At 36.7% G+C, this 13,554-nt stretch carries 16 protein-coding genes; 7 read left to right on the top strand and 9 right to left on the bottom strand.

The window, feature by feature from the left end; translation table 11 throughout:
• Nucleotides 1-174: 174 nt before the first annotated feature.
• The gene (locus GHD00_RS20140) at nt 175-348 is read right to left on the bottom strand and encodes a gamma-type small acid-soluble spore protein (protein WP_163539988.1); all 174 of its coding nucleotides are present in this window, start codon (nt 346-348) and stop codon (nt 175-177) included.
• Between the two features lie 195 nt (nt 349-543).
• A complete protein-coding gene (gene mutY, locus GHD00_RS20135) occupies nt 544-1,614 on the bottom strand; it encodes an A/G-specific adenine glycosylase (RefSeq protein WP_163539987.1) in 1,071 nt (356 codons plus the stop codon).
• Between the two features lie 85 nt (nt 1,615-1,699).
• On the opposite strand from mutY, the gene GHD00_RS20130 reads away from it, so the two are divergent.
• A complete protein-coding gene (locus GHD00_RS20130; protein ID WP_163539986.1) occupies nt 1,700-2,689 on the top strand; it encodes a metal-dependent hydrolase in 990 nt (329 codons plus the stop codon).
• 63 nt (nt 2,690-2,752) lie between these two features.
• Here the strand turns inward: GHD00_RS20130 and GHD00_RS20125 are convergent, their stop codons facing one another.
• The 4 genes from GHD00_RS20125 to GHD00_RS20110 form a co-directional block, all read right to left on the bottom strand.
• Entirely contained in the window at nt 2,753-4,063 is a 1,311-nt protein-coding gene (locus GHD00_RS20125; RefSeq protein WP_163539985.1) for an ABC transporter substrate-binding protein, read from the bottom strand.
• Between the two features lie 221 nt (nt 4,064-4,284).
• Complete coding sequence (locus tag GHD00_RS20120; protein ID WP_163539984.1) at nt 4,285-5,307, bottom strand: LacI family DNA-binding transcriptional regulator; 1,023 nt, start codon at nt 5,305-5,307, stop codon at nt 4,285-4,287.
• 809 nt (nt 5,308-6,116) lie between these two features.
• A complete protein-coding gene (locus GHD00_RS20115) occupies nt 6,117-6,383 on the bottom strand; it encodes a YfhJ family protein (protein ID WP_163539983.1) in 267 nt (88 codons plus the stop codon).
• A gap of 21 nt (nt 6,384-6,404) precedes the next feature.
• Nucleotides 6,405-6,740 (bottom strand): YfhH family protein, encoded by a 336-nt coding sequence (locus GHD00_RS20110; protein ID WP_163539982.1) that lies wholly within the window; start codon nt 6,738-6,740, stop codon nt 6,405-6,407.
• A 163-nt stretch (nt 6,741-6,903) separates the two neighbouring features.
• Between GHD00_RS20110 and GHD00_RS20105 the strand changes: the two genes are divergently transcribed.
• Nucleotides 6,904-7,698, top strand: a complete 795-nt coding sequence (locus tag GHD00_RS20105) for an HAD family hydrolase (protein WP_163539981.1) — start codon at nt 6,904-6,906, stop codon at nt 7,696-7,698.
• A gap of 4 nt (nt 7,699-7,702) precedes the next feature.
• Here GHD00_RS20105 and recX read toward each other — a convergent pair whose 3' ends face one another.
• Complete coding sequence (gene recX / locus GHD00_RS20100; protein ID WP_163539980.1) at nt 7,703-8,515, bottom strand: recombination regulator RecX; 813 nt, start codon at nt 8,513-8,515, stop codon at nt 7,703-7,705.
• Between the two features lie 71 nt (nt 8,516-8,586).
• Here recX and GHD00_RS20095 point away from each other — a divergent pair, with 71 nt between their 5' ends.
• From GHD00_RS20095 to GHD00_RS20080, 4 genes are all read left to right on the top strand, one after another.
• Nucleotides 8,587-9,486: a TIGR01777 family oxidoreductase gene (locus GHD00_RS20095; protein ID WP_163539979.1), complete on the top strand. Its 900-nt coding sequence runs from the start codon at nt 8,587-8,589 to the stop codon at nt 9,484-9,486.
• 296 nt (nt 9,487-9,782) lie between these two features.
• Entirely contained in the window at nt 9,783-10,154 is a 372-nt protein-coding gene (locus tag GHD00_RS20090; RefSeq protein ID WP_163539978.1) for a CidA/LrgA family protein, read from the top strand.
• Entirely contained in the window at nt 10,147-10,836 is a 690-nt protein-coding gene (locus tag GHD00_RS20085) for an LrgB family protein (protein ID WP_163539977.1), read from the top strand. The genes GHD00_RS20090 and GHD00_RS20085 overlap by 8 nt, the downstream gene beginning before the upstream one ends.
• Before the next feature lie 79 nt (nt 10,837-10,915).
• Entirely contained in the window at nt 10,916-11,161 is a 246-nt protein-coding gene (locus GHD00_RS20080) for a YuzB family protein (RefSeq protein ID WP_163539976.1), read from the top strand.
• 178 nt (nt 11,162-11,339) lie between these two features.
• Here GHD00_RS20080 and GHD00_RS20075 read toward each other — a convergent pair whose 3' ends face one another.
• Complete coding sequence (locus tag GHD00_RS20075) at nt 11,340-11,669, bottom strand: DUF4183 domain-containing protein (RefSeq protein WP_163539975.1); 330 nt, start codon at nt 11,667-11,669, stop codon at nt 11,340-11,342.
• A gap of 153 nt (nt 11,670-11,822) precedes the next feature.
• Between GHD00_RS20075 and GHD00_RS20070 the strand changes: the two genes are divergently transcribed.
• The gene (locus tag GHD00_RS20070; protein ID WP_163539974.1) at nt 11,823-12,188 is read left to right on the top strand and encodes a DUF4183 domain-containing protein; all 366 of its coding nucleotides are present in this window, start codon (nt 11,823-11,825) and stop codon (nt 12,186-12,188) included.
• A gap of 33 nt (nt 12,189-12,221) precedes the next feature.
• On the opposite strand, the gene ald is transcribed toward GHD00_RS20070, so the two are convergent.
• The gene (gene ald / locus GHD00_RS20065; protein ID WP_163539973.1) at nt 12,222-13,337 is read right to left on the bottom strand and encodes an alanine dehydrogenase; all 1,116 of its coding nucleotides are present in this window, start codon (nt 13,335-13,337) and stop codon (nt 12,222-12,224) included.
• Between the last annotated feature and the right edge of the window lie 217 nt (nt 13,338-13,554).

Here is a 13,554-nt window from a genome sequence, read left to right as displayed (position 1 = left end):
CTCGTCGATTGACGAGCCTTTAGCGAAGTCAGAGACGTAGTTGCACTTATCTATATTCCTAAAATTGCCCACTACTTCGAGATAACTTCCTTGCTGACAATTTATATTTTCCTATAAAAAAAAGAAAGGCCCTTCTACATCTAGAAGAGCCTTTCTTTTCTATTCAATTTTTTGTTATTGTTTGTTGTTTTGAGACTTTTGGTTTTGTTTTCTCACTTCTTGTGCGTTTGTTTCTCCAGCGAACTCAGCACCAAACTGTCCTTGTCCTTGTGCCGCTTGTTGATTTTGACGTTTTACCTCAGCTGCGTTTGTCTTGCTTGGGTTTTGGTTGTTTTGTTGTTTAGCCATCCATATCACCTCCACGAAATTTAGATTACCCAGGCAAGATTTTTTTATACAAAAATAATATAGTAACGGATGGAAACTTTCGCGCCACTTTATGATGTTTTCGAGACATTATATTAGTTAATCGAGTCACTTTTTCCTATTTTCGAGCCACTTACCTTCACTATGTAATAAAGACACTTGGCTTCATGCCAAGTGTTATTTTAATTGCTTATATATTTTTTGATGAGAAACTGGTAAAGGGTAGTCACTAATCTCATTTATCGAAAGTAATTTGCCATTTTCATTAAAAGAAATATCTCCTTCGACATATAATAACATGACATCTAGATGCCATGTTATATGGGAAAATACATGCTTGACTGGTTCAATGCGCTGTTTTTCTTTCACGTTTACTTGATATTTCTCTTGCACGTATACAGATAAATGCTTTTCATCTACTGTTTTCATTTCAATCATTGGGAATTGCCACATTTGAGCAAGCAACCCATCGTTCGGCCTTTGTTCTAACAAAATGTTCCCTGCATCATCTTCTATAACTAGAGCAAAATAAGATTGTTGTTTATGTTTTTTATTTTTCGTTTTGATCGGTAAATTTTTCTCAACACCATCATGAAAAGCCTGGCAATGCTCTTGGACGGGGCAAAGCAAGCAGGATGGATTCTTAGGCGTACAAACCAAGGCCCCTAATTCCATCAATCCTTGATTAAAAGCAGATGGATTTTCCTTTGATATAAGTTCTCGCACTACTGCTTCAAAGGTTTTTCTTGTTTTTGGCTTAGCTATATCTTCTTCAATACGCAATATTCTTGAAAGTACACGCATGACATTACCATCAACTGCTGGTTCTGGCTTGTCATATGCAATACTTAAAATAGCTCCTTTTGTATAAGGACCTACACCTTTTAGGTCACCAAGTTGCTTAGGATCATCCGGAACTTTCGCATCATAAGATCCCACTACTTCACGTACTGCAGATTGTAAATTGCGAACACGGGAGTAATAACCTAATCCTTCCCAAGCTTTTAGCACCTTTTGTTCCTCCGCGTCAGCCAAAGCTTCTAAAGTGGGAAATAATTGAACAAAATGCTGAAAGTAAGGAATAACTGTATCTACTTTCGTTTGTTGCAACATAATTTCAGAAACCCATACTTTATAAGGATCTTGATCTTCTCGCCATGGTAAAGATCTCTGTTCTTTTTCAAACCATTGGATTAAATCATCTCTAAACTGGGGTATATCTATATTAGACGTATAATTATTTTTCACAAGCTGACATCCTTCATGATAAAATGATTAAAAATGTTGACATAAACCGCATATTATTTAATAAAAGATGAAGGAGGTAACCTAGATGGATACAGCAACACACATTACGATGGGCATTGCAATAGGTGGTGTCGCCACATTAGACCCTGCTATTGCTGGCAATTCTACTTTTATGACGGCTGTTATGGTTAGCACTGTCGTTGGATCTCATGCACCAGATTTTGACACCATCATGAAGCTTAAAAATAACGCAGCTTATATTAGACATCATCGCGGCATCACCCATTCCATCCCTGCTGTCATTTTTTGGGGGATCTTTGTTGCATCCATCATACATTTATTTGTACCAGAGGTGAATTTCCTTCATTTATGGCTATGGACTTTCCTAGCGGTTATTCTACATGTATTTGTCGATATATTTAATGCTTATGGTACACAAGCATATAGGCCATTCACAAAAAAATGGGTAGCTCACGGTTTCATCAGCACCTTTGATCCATACATTTTCTCCTTGCATCTGATTGGCATTATTGCTTGGATCATTGGTGCACATCCAGGCTACACTTGGGCGGCTATTTATTTTATTATTGTATTGTATTATATAAAAAGGTATCTCGACAAGCGGGAAATTGTTAAATTACTTTATGAGAATTTTGATAATATTGAACAGATTGCTACTTATCCTACCACTAAGCAAAATATATGGCGTGTTGCAATAAGTACAGATTCGCAATTTTTTGTTGGGCAAGTAAAAGATGGACATATTAAAGTGGATGATCGATTCAAGAAACACATTTTGCCAGATAATCCATTAATGGACAAAGCCTTATCAGATAAAAACATTGCCGCTTTTCTATCCTTCTCTCCTATATATAGGTGGGAAATCCATGAATACGATGATTTTACTGAGGTTCGATTTATGGACCTACGTTATCGCCATGAAGGACATTATCCGTTTGTTGCCATTGTCCAAATTGATGATCATTTACAAATTATGAATTCCTATACTGGTTGGGTATTTTCAGAAAAAAAGCTGCGAAATAAATTAAACGTGGACGAACAAACAACTTCGTAAAAGGATACTAACATGAAAAAACGGTCAATAGCTTATCTATTGACCGTTTTTTAGAAAACCTATTTACTCTTCTTCCTCTTGCTCCAATAATCTTGTGTATTCTTTACCCATCTTGTCTGAAACTTGTTCCGGTGTCATTGCACCCGATAATAACTCTTGCCCTGTAGTTCCCATTGGATTCCACATACCACTTGGCAGGTAAACACGATCAAAATATGGCTCTACCTTTACATCTGCAAATTCTTCATAATAATCTGCATAGTAAATATCTGGATCTGCATTAGTTAAACCAGCTGGTAGTGATGTACCTTCTGCTAATTCTTTTACGATATCCGGCTGTGAGATAAATTCAATAAATTTTTTAGCTTCCTCAGGGTGTTCTGTATCTTTCCATACTGCCATAGAGTGGCGTTCTCCCCCAATCCAGCTCGGATTATCACCTTGATGGATCGCTGGTACAGGCATAACACCTAATTCTGTATCAGGATTTAACTCTTTCACAGAATTAATCGGTACTGTTGCCATGACAAAAGCAATTTTCCCTTGAGCTAATAACTGCGCTTGCTGATGACTTTGTGCTGTTAACACATCTACATTTAATAAATCATTTTCTTGCATTTCTTTTAACTTTTCAGGTAAAAAGGTATAGTTTGACCAATCAAATGAGCCATCTAGTAGTGATTCACTGTAATCATGATCTGAATGTGTGATTAATAATGGTGTGGCAAACTGATCAAAGTACTGACCAAATGAACCAGCATCATTTCCTGCAAACCAAAACGGTGTAACGTCACCGCCGCTTTCTTCTTTTACTGTTTCTAACGCTTGCGTAAATTCATCAAAAGTTTTTGGTGGTTCAATGCCATACTCATCTAATACATTTTTGTTATAAGTTAAGCCATCCTTTGCTTGATTGATTGGATAAGCGTACACTTTTCCTTCCTCATCCATAAAGATTTGTTCTAAAGCAGGATCTAAATCATCCACCCAATCCATATCGCTTAAATCCATTGTGTACTCGCCATATCGATTTTTCGCCCAACCGTGTGTATCAAATAAATCCGGCATATCATTTGCTGCCATTTTGACACGCAACATACTTTCATAACCGTCACCAGGAAAGTTAAAATCAATATTAATATTCGGGTTTTCTTCTTCGAATTGATTAATGGCACCTTCTAATGCTTGTTGATCTGCTTCATTTGTCACAGTTGAAAATAAAGAAAGTGTTTCGGAGTCTTTTGCACTCTCATTATTTCCTTCATCTTGATTATTTCCATTTGCTTCTTCAGAAGAGTTATCTCCACTAGAACACCCGATTAACAGAATAGTCATAAATACTATAAATAATGTTGTTTTTAAAAGCGCTTTCATAAATTAAACCCCTTTTCTGAAAAATCGAAATTGATAAAACCCTCTTACTCGTGAGTAATTCCGTTGCCCTTGAGCACCGATGTCCTATATAATGGAGGTGCTCTTACTAAAAGAGTGACTGTTTTTAGCTCTAGGAATGTTTCTGCCCAAATATTTCTAGAGCTGTTTTTATTTTTGTTTTTTCACTTAAGTGGGCCTCACCCCCTTAAATTAATGTTATTTTACTTTCTAGCGCCACAACTTTCTCTGACTACAAAATCAGTTGGGACTGTGACTTTTAATGGAATTTCTCTTCCCTGCAGTCTTTCCACTAACAGCTTCACACCTATGTTCCCCATGTATTTTGTTCGAACGTGAACAGTGGTTAATGGACAGCTAGCGAATTTGGCCATTTCTACATTATCAAAGCTGACAATTGCTACATCATCCGGTACACGAATTCCCTCCTCTTGTAAAGCTCTTAAAGCCCCGACGGCCATCGGATCACTAGCAATAAAAAATGCTTCTGGTACATTTCCTTGAGTGATTGATTCTTTCATTAGTCGGTAGCCATCTGTCATTGTAAATTCTCCAATAAAGACTTGATCTTCTATATATTTTCCTAATTCAGTCAGCTTTTCTTTAAAAACAGTATGCCTTTCATCCTCAAAATACCTCATCTCATTTCCCTTTGTATGCTCTCCATGTTGTGCTCCAATAAAGCCAATTTGTTGATAACCTAAATCGAGCAAATGATCTAATGCTCTATTTGTGGATTGTTGGAAATCAATGACCACTGAATCGTATTTTTTGGGATCAGGTGAATAATCAATATATGTGAAATGGCTAATCTTTTGATGTAATGATTCGACAACTTCCTTATTTAACTTTCCAATCACAATTAATCCATCTAAGTCTACATTAAGCTTGGACATTTGGAAATTTTGAATTCGATAAATTTCAGTCGTTTCAATACCTAGCCTATCACATTCACTTTCTACTCCTTGTCTAATGGACAAATAGTATGGATCGCTTAATTCTTCCTCTATTGTTTGACAAAGAAAGATTCCTACTTTGTAATTTATTTCTTTCTTATTTTTCTTTTTCTTGACACGTTTGGTTTGATAGTTTAACCTTTGCGCGGCTTCCATTACACGTTGTCGTGTTTCCTCCGAGACGGACAGCGTTTCGTCATGATTTAACACCCTAGAGACCGTTGCTGGAGAAACCTTCGATTGTGCCGCAATATCCTTAATTGTCGCCATAACCTCATTCCTCGCTATGTATTTAGTAAATACTATATCTTTTAGTAAATTATTATTAGCTTATTTTAATAATAACATACAATTTAAGCGCTTTCAATCAATTTTACCTATTTTTTCAGTAATTTAAGTTCAGTTTTTAGTAAAAACAAATTGGTTTTTATTTATTTTACAAAAAGTCTACTATCTAAAAATTTATTCTTTTTTACAATACCCCCTCACTGCGCACTAACTCATCCTACTCGTGCTGAATCGTCGCTGCGGAAAACCACTCGCTTTCCGCGGGGAACGCTTCAGCCTCCTCACGAGCAAAAAGCGCTCGCCCGAGGGGTCTTCAGACTGTTCCTTTTCCACAGGAGTCTCGTAGTTTTCCGTAGCTTGGATGGGTGCTCGTTTTTAGTGAGAAAAAATACATTTTCTTACTACTTACAAGCGGAAGAAATATACGTAGACTCCTGGGGGAACAGCGCGGGGCCACTGAAAAAGTCCCTAAATTGTTTAAGTCAACTCAAACACCTACTATATATAAAGATTTAATAAACTGGAATAACTATATATAGTGAGTGTTGTGCGATTTTCAAAATAGACACTTTTTCAGTGGCTTCGAACAGCGCGAGCTGAAGATCCCGCAGGCAGCTTGCTGCCGAGGAAGCTGAAGCCGTGCCCCCGGAAAGCGAAGTATATTTCTGGAGCGGTCTTCAGAGCTTTTTTAAGTCTTATGTCGTAGTTTGGTTCTACTATGTAATAAAAAATAAAGATTACGAAAAGAGCCAAATAGCAAAATGGAATCACCGTAAATGGTGATTCCTGCGTTAATGTGTTATATTATTTCCATTAACCATTTTTTTATACTTAGGGTATCTTTCTGCAAAATCATCTAATTTATCTCCATACTGTTCAATCCAGTGTCTGACAATTTTCATCGTAACTTCGACCCCTTCATATTTTCTTCCAGCTTTGGCTCTTGTAGATTCAAAATCTTCCCATAATAACTCTACCCAACTTCTCGCTTCTAAGGTTGTCAATGAAGGGTTTTTTGCTAATAGCTCATCAGCTAATTTTTCTATCTCCTTATGCATTTCTTTCCTCACCTATATCCTTTAATTTTCTTGTTTAACTCCTAATATAGAAATAGGTACCGCTTCTTCCACTTCAAATTTCTGACCTAATAAGTTCACACGGTGTCCCCATGCAAAAACTCCATTTATATACGTTATTTCAAACGATTGCCCAGGGTCTCCAGCAAGTTCATACCTTGCTCCTTTTTCAAAATCATCTGGGTTGATTAAATAAGCACTTGCCATTTGCATTTTTCGTTCTAAAATTTGATATTCGCTGACATTCCCTAATTGTTCTGCCCTTTGAACTTTTTGTTTTAACTCAGCAATTTCTTGTCTTAACTCTTCTACTGTATACGTACTATATCTTCTATCCATTATGACACCACCATCTCAGCATTCCCTTATGAATATTTTATCATGACGGTTGCAAGTCGTAAAACTTTCAGATTTTACACACTTTTAATATAGGAAGACATTCCGTTAAACGATGATGTCCTGTATAATAAAAAAAGATTAACTTACTGAAGGAGACTTCTTTATGATTAAATTATTCGCTACAGATTTAGATGGAACCTTGTTAAAACCAGAAAATCACATCAAAGAACATGATAAAAAAGCTTTGCATACACTTTCCAATCATGGAATCGATTTTGCTATTGCTACGGGGCGCATGGATCGAGATATATTAGAAATCTGTAAAGAAATCGGCTTATCAGCACACCGCATTAGTCAGAACGGTGCCTTTGTTGATGTAAAAAGCAATCAAAAAATATATAGTAAAACCTTTGATGCTATTACAAGTGCAGCCATTCATAAAACCGTTCAAGATTACCCTACTATATTCTGTATCACAACGGCTGATGAAATCTATATATCTGAAAAAAATGAAGAGATAAGAGCAATTGAAGCACTTCAATATTTCCCATTAATTGAAGGTGTTGATTTTATCGATGAGTACGGTGACACAGTTCACCCAAGTAAATTCATGTTATTAGGTGAAGGAGAACAATTATTTTCATTACAGCGTGAACTAAATAATCATTTTGCTGAACAAATAGAATCCTATATTTCGGATGAACGCTGCATGGATATTGTTCCGAAGCATGTAAGTAAAGGAAACGGGTTAAAAAAACTAGCCAAACAGCTGAACATCGAGACAAGTGAAATAGCAGTAATCGGAGATTCTTATAATGATATTCCGATGTTTGAAATGACACCTTATAGCTTTGCAATGGCAACAGCACCTGAACCAGTCAAGGCAAAAGCAACTTATGTAGTAGAAGATGTCTATGAAGCCATTGAACAACTTACTATTACAATCAAATCATCTTAGAATATCAGGACTCTAGATTATCTTCGAGGTACTGTTCTATTAAAGAAGCATCAAATCCTTTACGAAATAATGCTGCTTTAACTTTTTGTTCTAGAACATAGCCTGTTTCTTTTCGTGCATACTTTCGGATTAACTTTTCACCTTGAAACTGAATGGCTTGATATTCTGTATCCTGATTACGCACCATTGTTGTATTTTCAATCGCCTCAGCAATGACATCTTGTGTAAAGCCCTTTTGCAATAAGGATTGCTTTACACTTTCAAGTTGCTGCTTATACGATTTTTTAGCAGAATGTTGGAGCTTTTTAACCATCCATTTTTCCACTTTTTGATATTGCTTGTCAAAGCTATATTGGTATAATGCATGCTCCGCTATTTCTGCAGATATCCCCTTTTCCAAAAGCTCTTTTTTCACTAGTAAAGGCCCTTTATTTGAAGTATTTATCCGCGTCCGCACTAGCGCTTCGCTAAATGCCCTATCATCCAGAAGCCTCTCTTGTTTTAATCTCTGTACAATCTCATCAATAAAATGGATAGGAATATCTTTTTTTTGTAAATAATCTGTTAATTCTTTCTCTGATCGCATTCGGTAGCTTAAAAAATGTAACGATAGGGTATAAGCTTTATAAGAAGCATCCTTTTGCTTAATAGACTCCATCATGTCGTTCGAAAGAGAAAGGCCTTTTCGCAATTGGAATTGAATTAGTAGATCTTCGTCTACACTAAAGCCATAGTATTCTGTGCCATTTTCGCTTAAATATATATTATAACGATGTTTAGATTTTTTTTGGGTGGTTATTCGTGAGATTTCAAGCAACTTTATCACCTCTACTTTCATTATATATCACGAACGTTAGTTCTGTAAATAGATAGAAGGAGGACTTGTAGATGAATGTTGTAATTGCTGGAGGTACTGGTTTTGTTGGAAAGCATATAACGAGAAGTTTAATCAACCGAGGAGATCATGTTTTTATTTTGACAAGATACCCTAAAAAATACCAAAACAGCTCACAAGTTACTTATGTGGGGTGGATGGGTGCCAATCAAGAACCAGAATCAGAATTATCAAACATAGATGCTATTATTAACCTAGCTGGTGAAACCTTATACGGCTATTGGACAAAAGGAAAAAAAGACAAAATATTTCAAAGTCGTATTAACACTACATATGCGATCATTGAATTGATTCGCAAGATGGAACATAAACCAAGAGTATTGATTAATGCTTCTGCGGTTGGTTATTTTGGTACCTCCAAATCAAAAACGTTTACCGAATCTTCTCCTGACAAAGGAGACGATTTCTTAGCTGAAGTGACGCAAGCATGGGAAAAGACAGCTTTCCAAGCTAAAGCGGAAGGGGTTCGAACAGTGATTGCAAGATTAGGTGTAGTATTAGGTGAGGAAGGAGCTTTACCATTCATGACTTTACCATTTAAATTTTATGCAGGTGGTAAAATTGGCTCTGGAGAACAATGGGTATCGTGGGTACATATAGAAGATGTTGTCAGTTTGGTTTTGTATGCGCTAGACAATCCTATCATAAAAGATGTTTATCATATTACTGCTCCAAACCCTGTACAAAATGACGAATTATCGGAGGAGATAGCCCAATCTTTAAATCGTCCAAACTGGCTTACAACCCCTGCTTTTCTCTTAAAAAGAGTATTAGGTGAAATGAGCATACTCGTGGCGGATGGTCAGAAAGTTCTTCCACAAAAAGCAATTGATTTAGGATACCCTTTTCAATATCCAACTATTGATAAGGCATTACGACATATTTTTACATAAAGAGAGACTTCCATTAGCGGAGTTCTTACGGACAATTGTTCACCGTGATAATTTATAATGAATTTATCCACATGCATTATCCACAATTATGTGCATAATGTGAATAAGTGTTGTGGAAACTGGTATTTCCTTATCACTTATTCACTGCTGATTTTTGACGAAATATGTGGAATTTGTGGATAAGTTGAGTATATTATGATTTATTAAGTTTTTTTTGTGGAAAAGGTTGTGGGTAAACTTCATACTTGCCTAACCCAACATCTGAAGCGTATGATAATGTAGTGGAGGATGGAGAAATGTTTACATGGACCAAAAGGATTTTACAAATAGCAGTACTTTTTCTTTTTTATTATATTGGAGAAGCCATTCAGGCATATTTCTCGCTCGTCATACCAGGAAGCATTATTGGTATGCTTTTATTTTTCTTATTGCTTACTGCTCAAGTAATAAAAATAGATTGGGTTGAAGAAGGCATAGATTTTATAATAAAAGATATGCCTATTTTTTTCGTCCCTGTAACAGTAGGGATTATACAGTATTTCGACTTTTTTTATGGAAAAGGAATCATCATGATACCTAGCATTATTTTGAGCACGATATTCGTTATAGCCATTGCTGGTCTGTTAACACAATTTACTTTAAAAAATGGGGATAATCGAAATGAATAATTGGTTTATCAGCACACTTTTTCTTGTCATTACCATTTTCATATTTTACGGGAGCAAACGCTTATATCAACGTTTCCCGAATCCTTTCACCTTGCCAATTTTCATGAGCACTTTTAGTATAGTGATCTTTTTACTTATTTTCGATATTCCATATCAAACTTACATGCAAGGCGGTAAGTGGATTGATCTTTTCTTAGGTCCCATAGTCGTTAGTTTAGCTGTGCCTCTTTACCGACAGCGTATGTTAATAAAAAAATATGTTAAAGCTATCACTGTCGGTATTCTCTCAGGTTCAACAGTTGGCATTGTCAGTGGTATAGCAATGGCAAAAGGGTTTGGATTTCAACAAGAGATTATCCGAACCATCGCAGCAAAGTCTGTGACAACACCAGTTGCTCTAGGTGTTACCGATACCGTTGGCGGAAATCTTTCTCTTGCTGCTGTCTTTGTTATGATTGCTGGCATTAGTGGAGCAATGATTGGTCCTGGTGTTGTGAAGTTATTTCGCATTTCCCACCCTGTTGCACGCGGATTAGGCATTGGGACAGCCTCTCATGCGATTGGAACAGCTAAAGCATTAGAGCTTGGCGAATTAGAAGGAGCCGTAAGTGCTTTGTCCATGACGATCAGCGCCGTTGTGGTTTCATTACTCGTACCATTCTTTATATATATACTGGTTTAGGACTTGACAAAAGTACGTAACACTTGTATTTTAAGTAAACGATTCCTGTGCAATTGCACATAGATGGAAGGTGATTATAATGGGAATCGTCGTAGTTGAAGTATGTGATAGTAACCTAATGAACACGATCGATATTGAGCAAATTATCGAATCAGAATATCCAGAAGTTGCTGTATTAATAAATGATTGTCTGAATTTTTGTGGAATGTGTCGTTTAAAGCCATATGTCATGGTAAATGGTAAAAGAGTTCACGGAAAAACCCCTGAAGAAACATTAGAGAAAATTCGTAAAGCCATCGAAGAAGAGCTGGCTTTTTATAAATAAAGAAAACTCGTCGATTGACGAGCCCTTGGTGAAGTCAGAGACGTAGTTGCCCTTATCTATCTTCCTAATCGTGATATCTACGTCGAATTCACTTCATCGGTAACACGATATAAATTCTGATAAGGTAAAGAGCGATCGGGAGGTATAAAGTTCCTCCCGATTTTTTATGTTCTATTGACTACTGAATTTTTACTAACTGTAAAATAATGGGCACATTTTTTTCCGGTGTATCTTCTGTTAAAAAGGTCAAAGTCCCATTTTTAAATTGGTAATGGGTGTTGGGTTGTATTACTCCGTTAACAAATAATGAGGTATAAGAAAGATCCATTTCTTCTATTCGAGTGTCAGGTAGAGGAAATGCTTCGAAATCACTTACATGATATTCATATTTTTCTTCATCAGATATCGTCACTAAAGTGATCAAGTCCGTTGTTTTGGGTGGGCTAAATCTTTTAGACTGCGGGTCTTTATTAACAGGAAGAGATAAATAGACCTGTGTTTTACTCATTTTCTACACACCCTTTATGCTTTCTTCTATTTTGTAGTATATGGTCATTGGAGTTATTCGTGACCTCCGCCTATTTTTACTGGAATCAACGCCAACCGAGACATTTATGCATATGTTGTAGTACAATGCAAAATTTCGAGGAGGATCAATCAAATGGGACTCAAAATTATTAAACCAACATTTGCTATGGGATCTAAACTTATTACAACACCAACTGTTACTAGGTTTTTTTTTCAAACAACAGAAGACGTTGGAGAAGGCGAAGTATTAAAGATCGACGCTTCTGATTTTTTAAATGATACAGGAGAAAGTGCTCAAGCATTACCGGAATTACAGATGAACAATAGCTATTTTAATGTTTACATTAATGGCATGTTGCAAATGAAAGACAACTTCACCTACACAGCAGGAGAATCAGGAAGTGGAAACTTATCCATTAACGTGCCAGAAGAATCTCAACTATCGAGCGGCACCCCTATTATACTCGAAGTTATTAACTACGAACCAACCCTTGAATAATAAAAGCTTGAGGATAGATTCCTCAAGCTTTTATTATTCAAAAATAGTATTTAGCTCGATATACCGTTTATCTAGCCCTTGAGCAACGGCTTGGTGAACAATTTTTCCTTGATAGGTGTTTAATCCTTTTGCGAAGGCTTTATCTTGTTGAATAAAATCTTTTAATCCTTTATTAGCTAACCTTAATACATAAGGAGCTGTCGCATTGGTTAGGGCAAATGTTGCCGTTTTAGAAACTGCACCAGGTATATTGGCAACGGCGTAATGGTTAACACCATGCTTCACATATACGGGATTTTCATGTGTCGTAATACGATCTATCGATTCAATTGATCCACCTTGGTCCACGGCAACGTCTACGACGACAGAACCTGCTTCCATGTTTTTTATCATTTCCTCTGTTACTAGCTTTGGAGCCTTGGCTCCGGGTATAAGCACAGCTCCGACGACCATATCCGCTTTCTTCACTTGTGAGCCAATGTTGTACTCATTCGAGGCAAGCGTCCTAATTTTTCCATCAAATAAATCTTCTAATTCGCGCAGTCGTTGGATATTGATATCTAATAAGGTTACATTGGCTCCTAGACCGATTGCCATTTTAGCAGCATTTGTTCCGACAATTCCACCACCGATAATAACAATATTGGCTGGCTCTACTCCTGGGACACCACCTGGTAAAACACCTTTTCCTCCATGGACTTTTTCGAGAAAACGTACTCCTGCTTGCACGGACATTCGACCTGCGATTTCACTCATTGGGGTGAGCAAGGGTAAAAAACCATTTGATAATTGTATGGTTTCATAGGCAATCCCAGTTACTTTATGTTTGATAAGAGCGTCTGCTACTTCTGGTTCTGCAGCAAGGTGTAAGTACGTAAAAAGCATTAAATCTTTACGAAAATAGGAAAATTCTTCAGGTTGTGGTTCTTTTACTTTGACAACAAGGTCTTGTTCCCATGCATCCTCAGCTGTTGGCACGATTTGAGCACCAGCCTCTTCATATTCCTTGTCTGTAATACCACTGCCCATTCCTGCATTTGTTTCGACTTTCACCTCATGTCCTGCCTGTGTTAACATCATGACACCTGCAGGGATCATTCCGACTCGATTTTCATTTGCTTTTATTTCTTTTGGTACACCAATTTTCATCTATTCCACCTACTTCCTCTCTCGTAGTATGGTATGTTGTTTTATTATTATTCGTTTTCCCTTTTTTCCCATGACTTAATACATTTTCATTGTAAAAACCAAGCAAATTTGCTCATTCTTTAATGATTTTTCTAACATGCTAAGTTGCGTATTAGAACCATACTGCGCAATAGAATAAGTTGCAGTGTGAAATACCGCTTCAGAAATATACTTCGCT

Origin of the sequence: Gracilibacillus sp. YIM 98692 (genome assembly GCF_010993965.1) — a bacterium.
Taxonomy (GTDB): domain Bacteria; phylum Bacillota; class Bacilli; order Bacillales; family Amphibacillaceae; genus Gracilibacillus.
Note: the sequence above shows the minus strand (reverse complement) of the source record. Positions and strands in the feature narration are given on the sequence as shown.

Excerpts from the sequence above, each read along its gene's own strand:
- GHD00_RS20140 (WP_163539988.1), bottom strand. The coding sequence starts at position 348 with ATGGCTAAACAACAAAACAACCAAAACCCAAGCAAGACAAACGCAGCT.
- GHD00_RS20130 (WP_163539986.1), top strand. The coding sequence starts at position 1,700 with ATGGATACAGCAACACACATTACGATGGGCATTGCAATAGGTGGTGTC.
- GHD00_RS20125 (WP_163539985.1), bottom strand. The coding sequence starts at position 4,063 with ATGAAAGCGCTTTTAAAAACAACATTATTTATAGTATTTATGACTATT.
- GHD00_RS20120 (WP_163539984.1), bottom strand. The coding sequence starts at position 5,307 with ATGGCGACAATTAAGGATATTGCGGCACAATCGAAGGTTTCTCCAGCA.
- GHD00_RS20115 (WP_163539983.1), bottom strand. The coding sequence starts at position 6,383 with ATGCATAAGGAGATAGAAAAATTAGCTGATGAGCTATTAGCAAAAAAC.
- GHD00_RS20110 (WP_163539982.1), bottom strand. The coding sequence starts at position 6,740 with ATGGATAGAAGATATAGTACGTATACAGTAGAAGAGTTAAGACAAGAA.
- GHD00_RS20105 (WP_163539981.1), top strand. The coding sequence starts at position 6,904 with ATGATTAAATTATTCGCTACAGATTTAGATGGAACCTTGTTAAAACCA.
- GHD00_RS20095 (WP_163539979.1), top strand. The coding sequence starts at position 8,587 with ATGAATGTTGTAATTGCTGGAGGTACTGGTTTTGTTGGAAAGCATATA.
- GHD00_RS20090 (WP_163539978.1), top strand. The coding sequence starts at position 9,783 with ATGTTTACATGGACCAAAAGGATTTTACAAATAGCAGTACTTTTTCTT.
- GHD00_RS20085 (WP_163539977.1), top strand. The coding sequence starts at position 10,147 with ATGAATAATTGGTTTATCAGCACACTTTTTCTTGTCATTACCATTTTC.
- GHD00_RS20080 (WP_163539976.1), top strand. The coding sequence starts at position 10,916 with ATGGGAATCGTCGTAGTTGAAGTATGTGATAGTAACCTAATGAACACG.
- GHD00_RS20075 (WP_163539975.1), bottom strand. The coding sequence starts at position 11,669 with ATGAGTAAAACACAGGTCTATTTATCTCTTCCTGTTAATAAAGACCCG.
- GHD00_RS20070 (WP_163539974.1), top strand. The coding sequence starts at position 11,823 with ATGGGACTCAAAATTATTAAACCAACATTTGCTATGGGATCTAAACTT.
- ald (WP_163539973.1), bottom strand. The coding sequence starts at position 13,337 with ATGAAAATTGGTGTACCAAAAGAAATAAAAGCAAATGAAAATCGAGTC.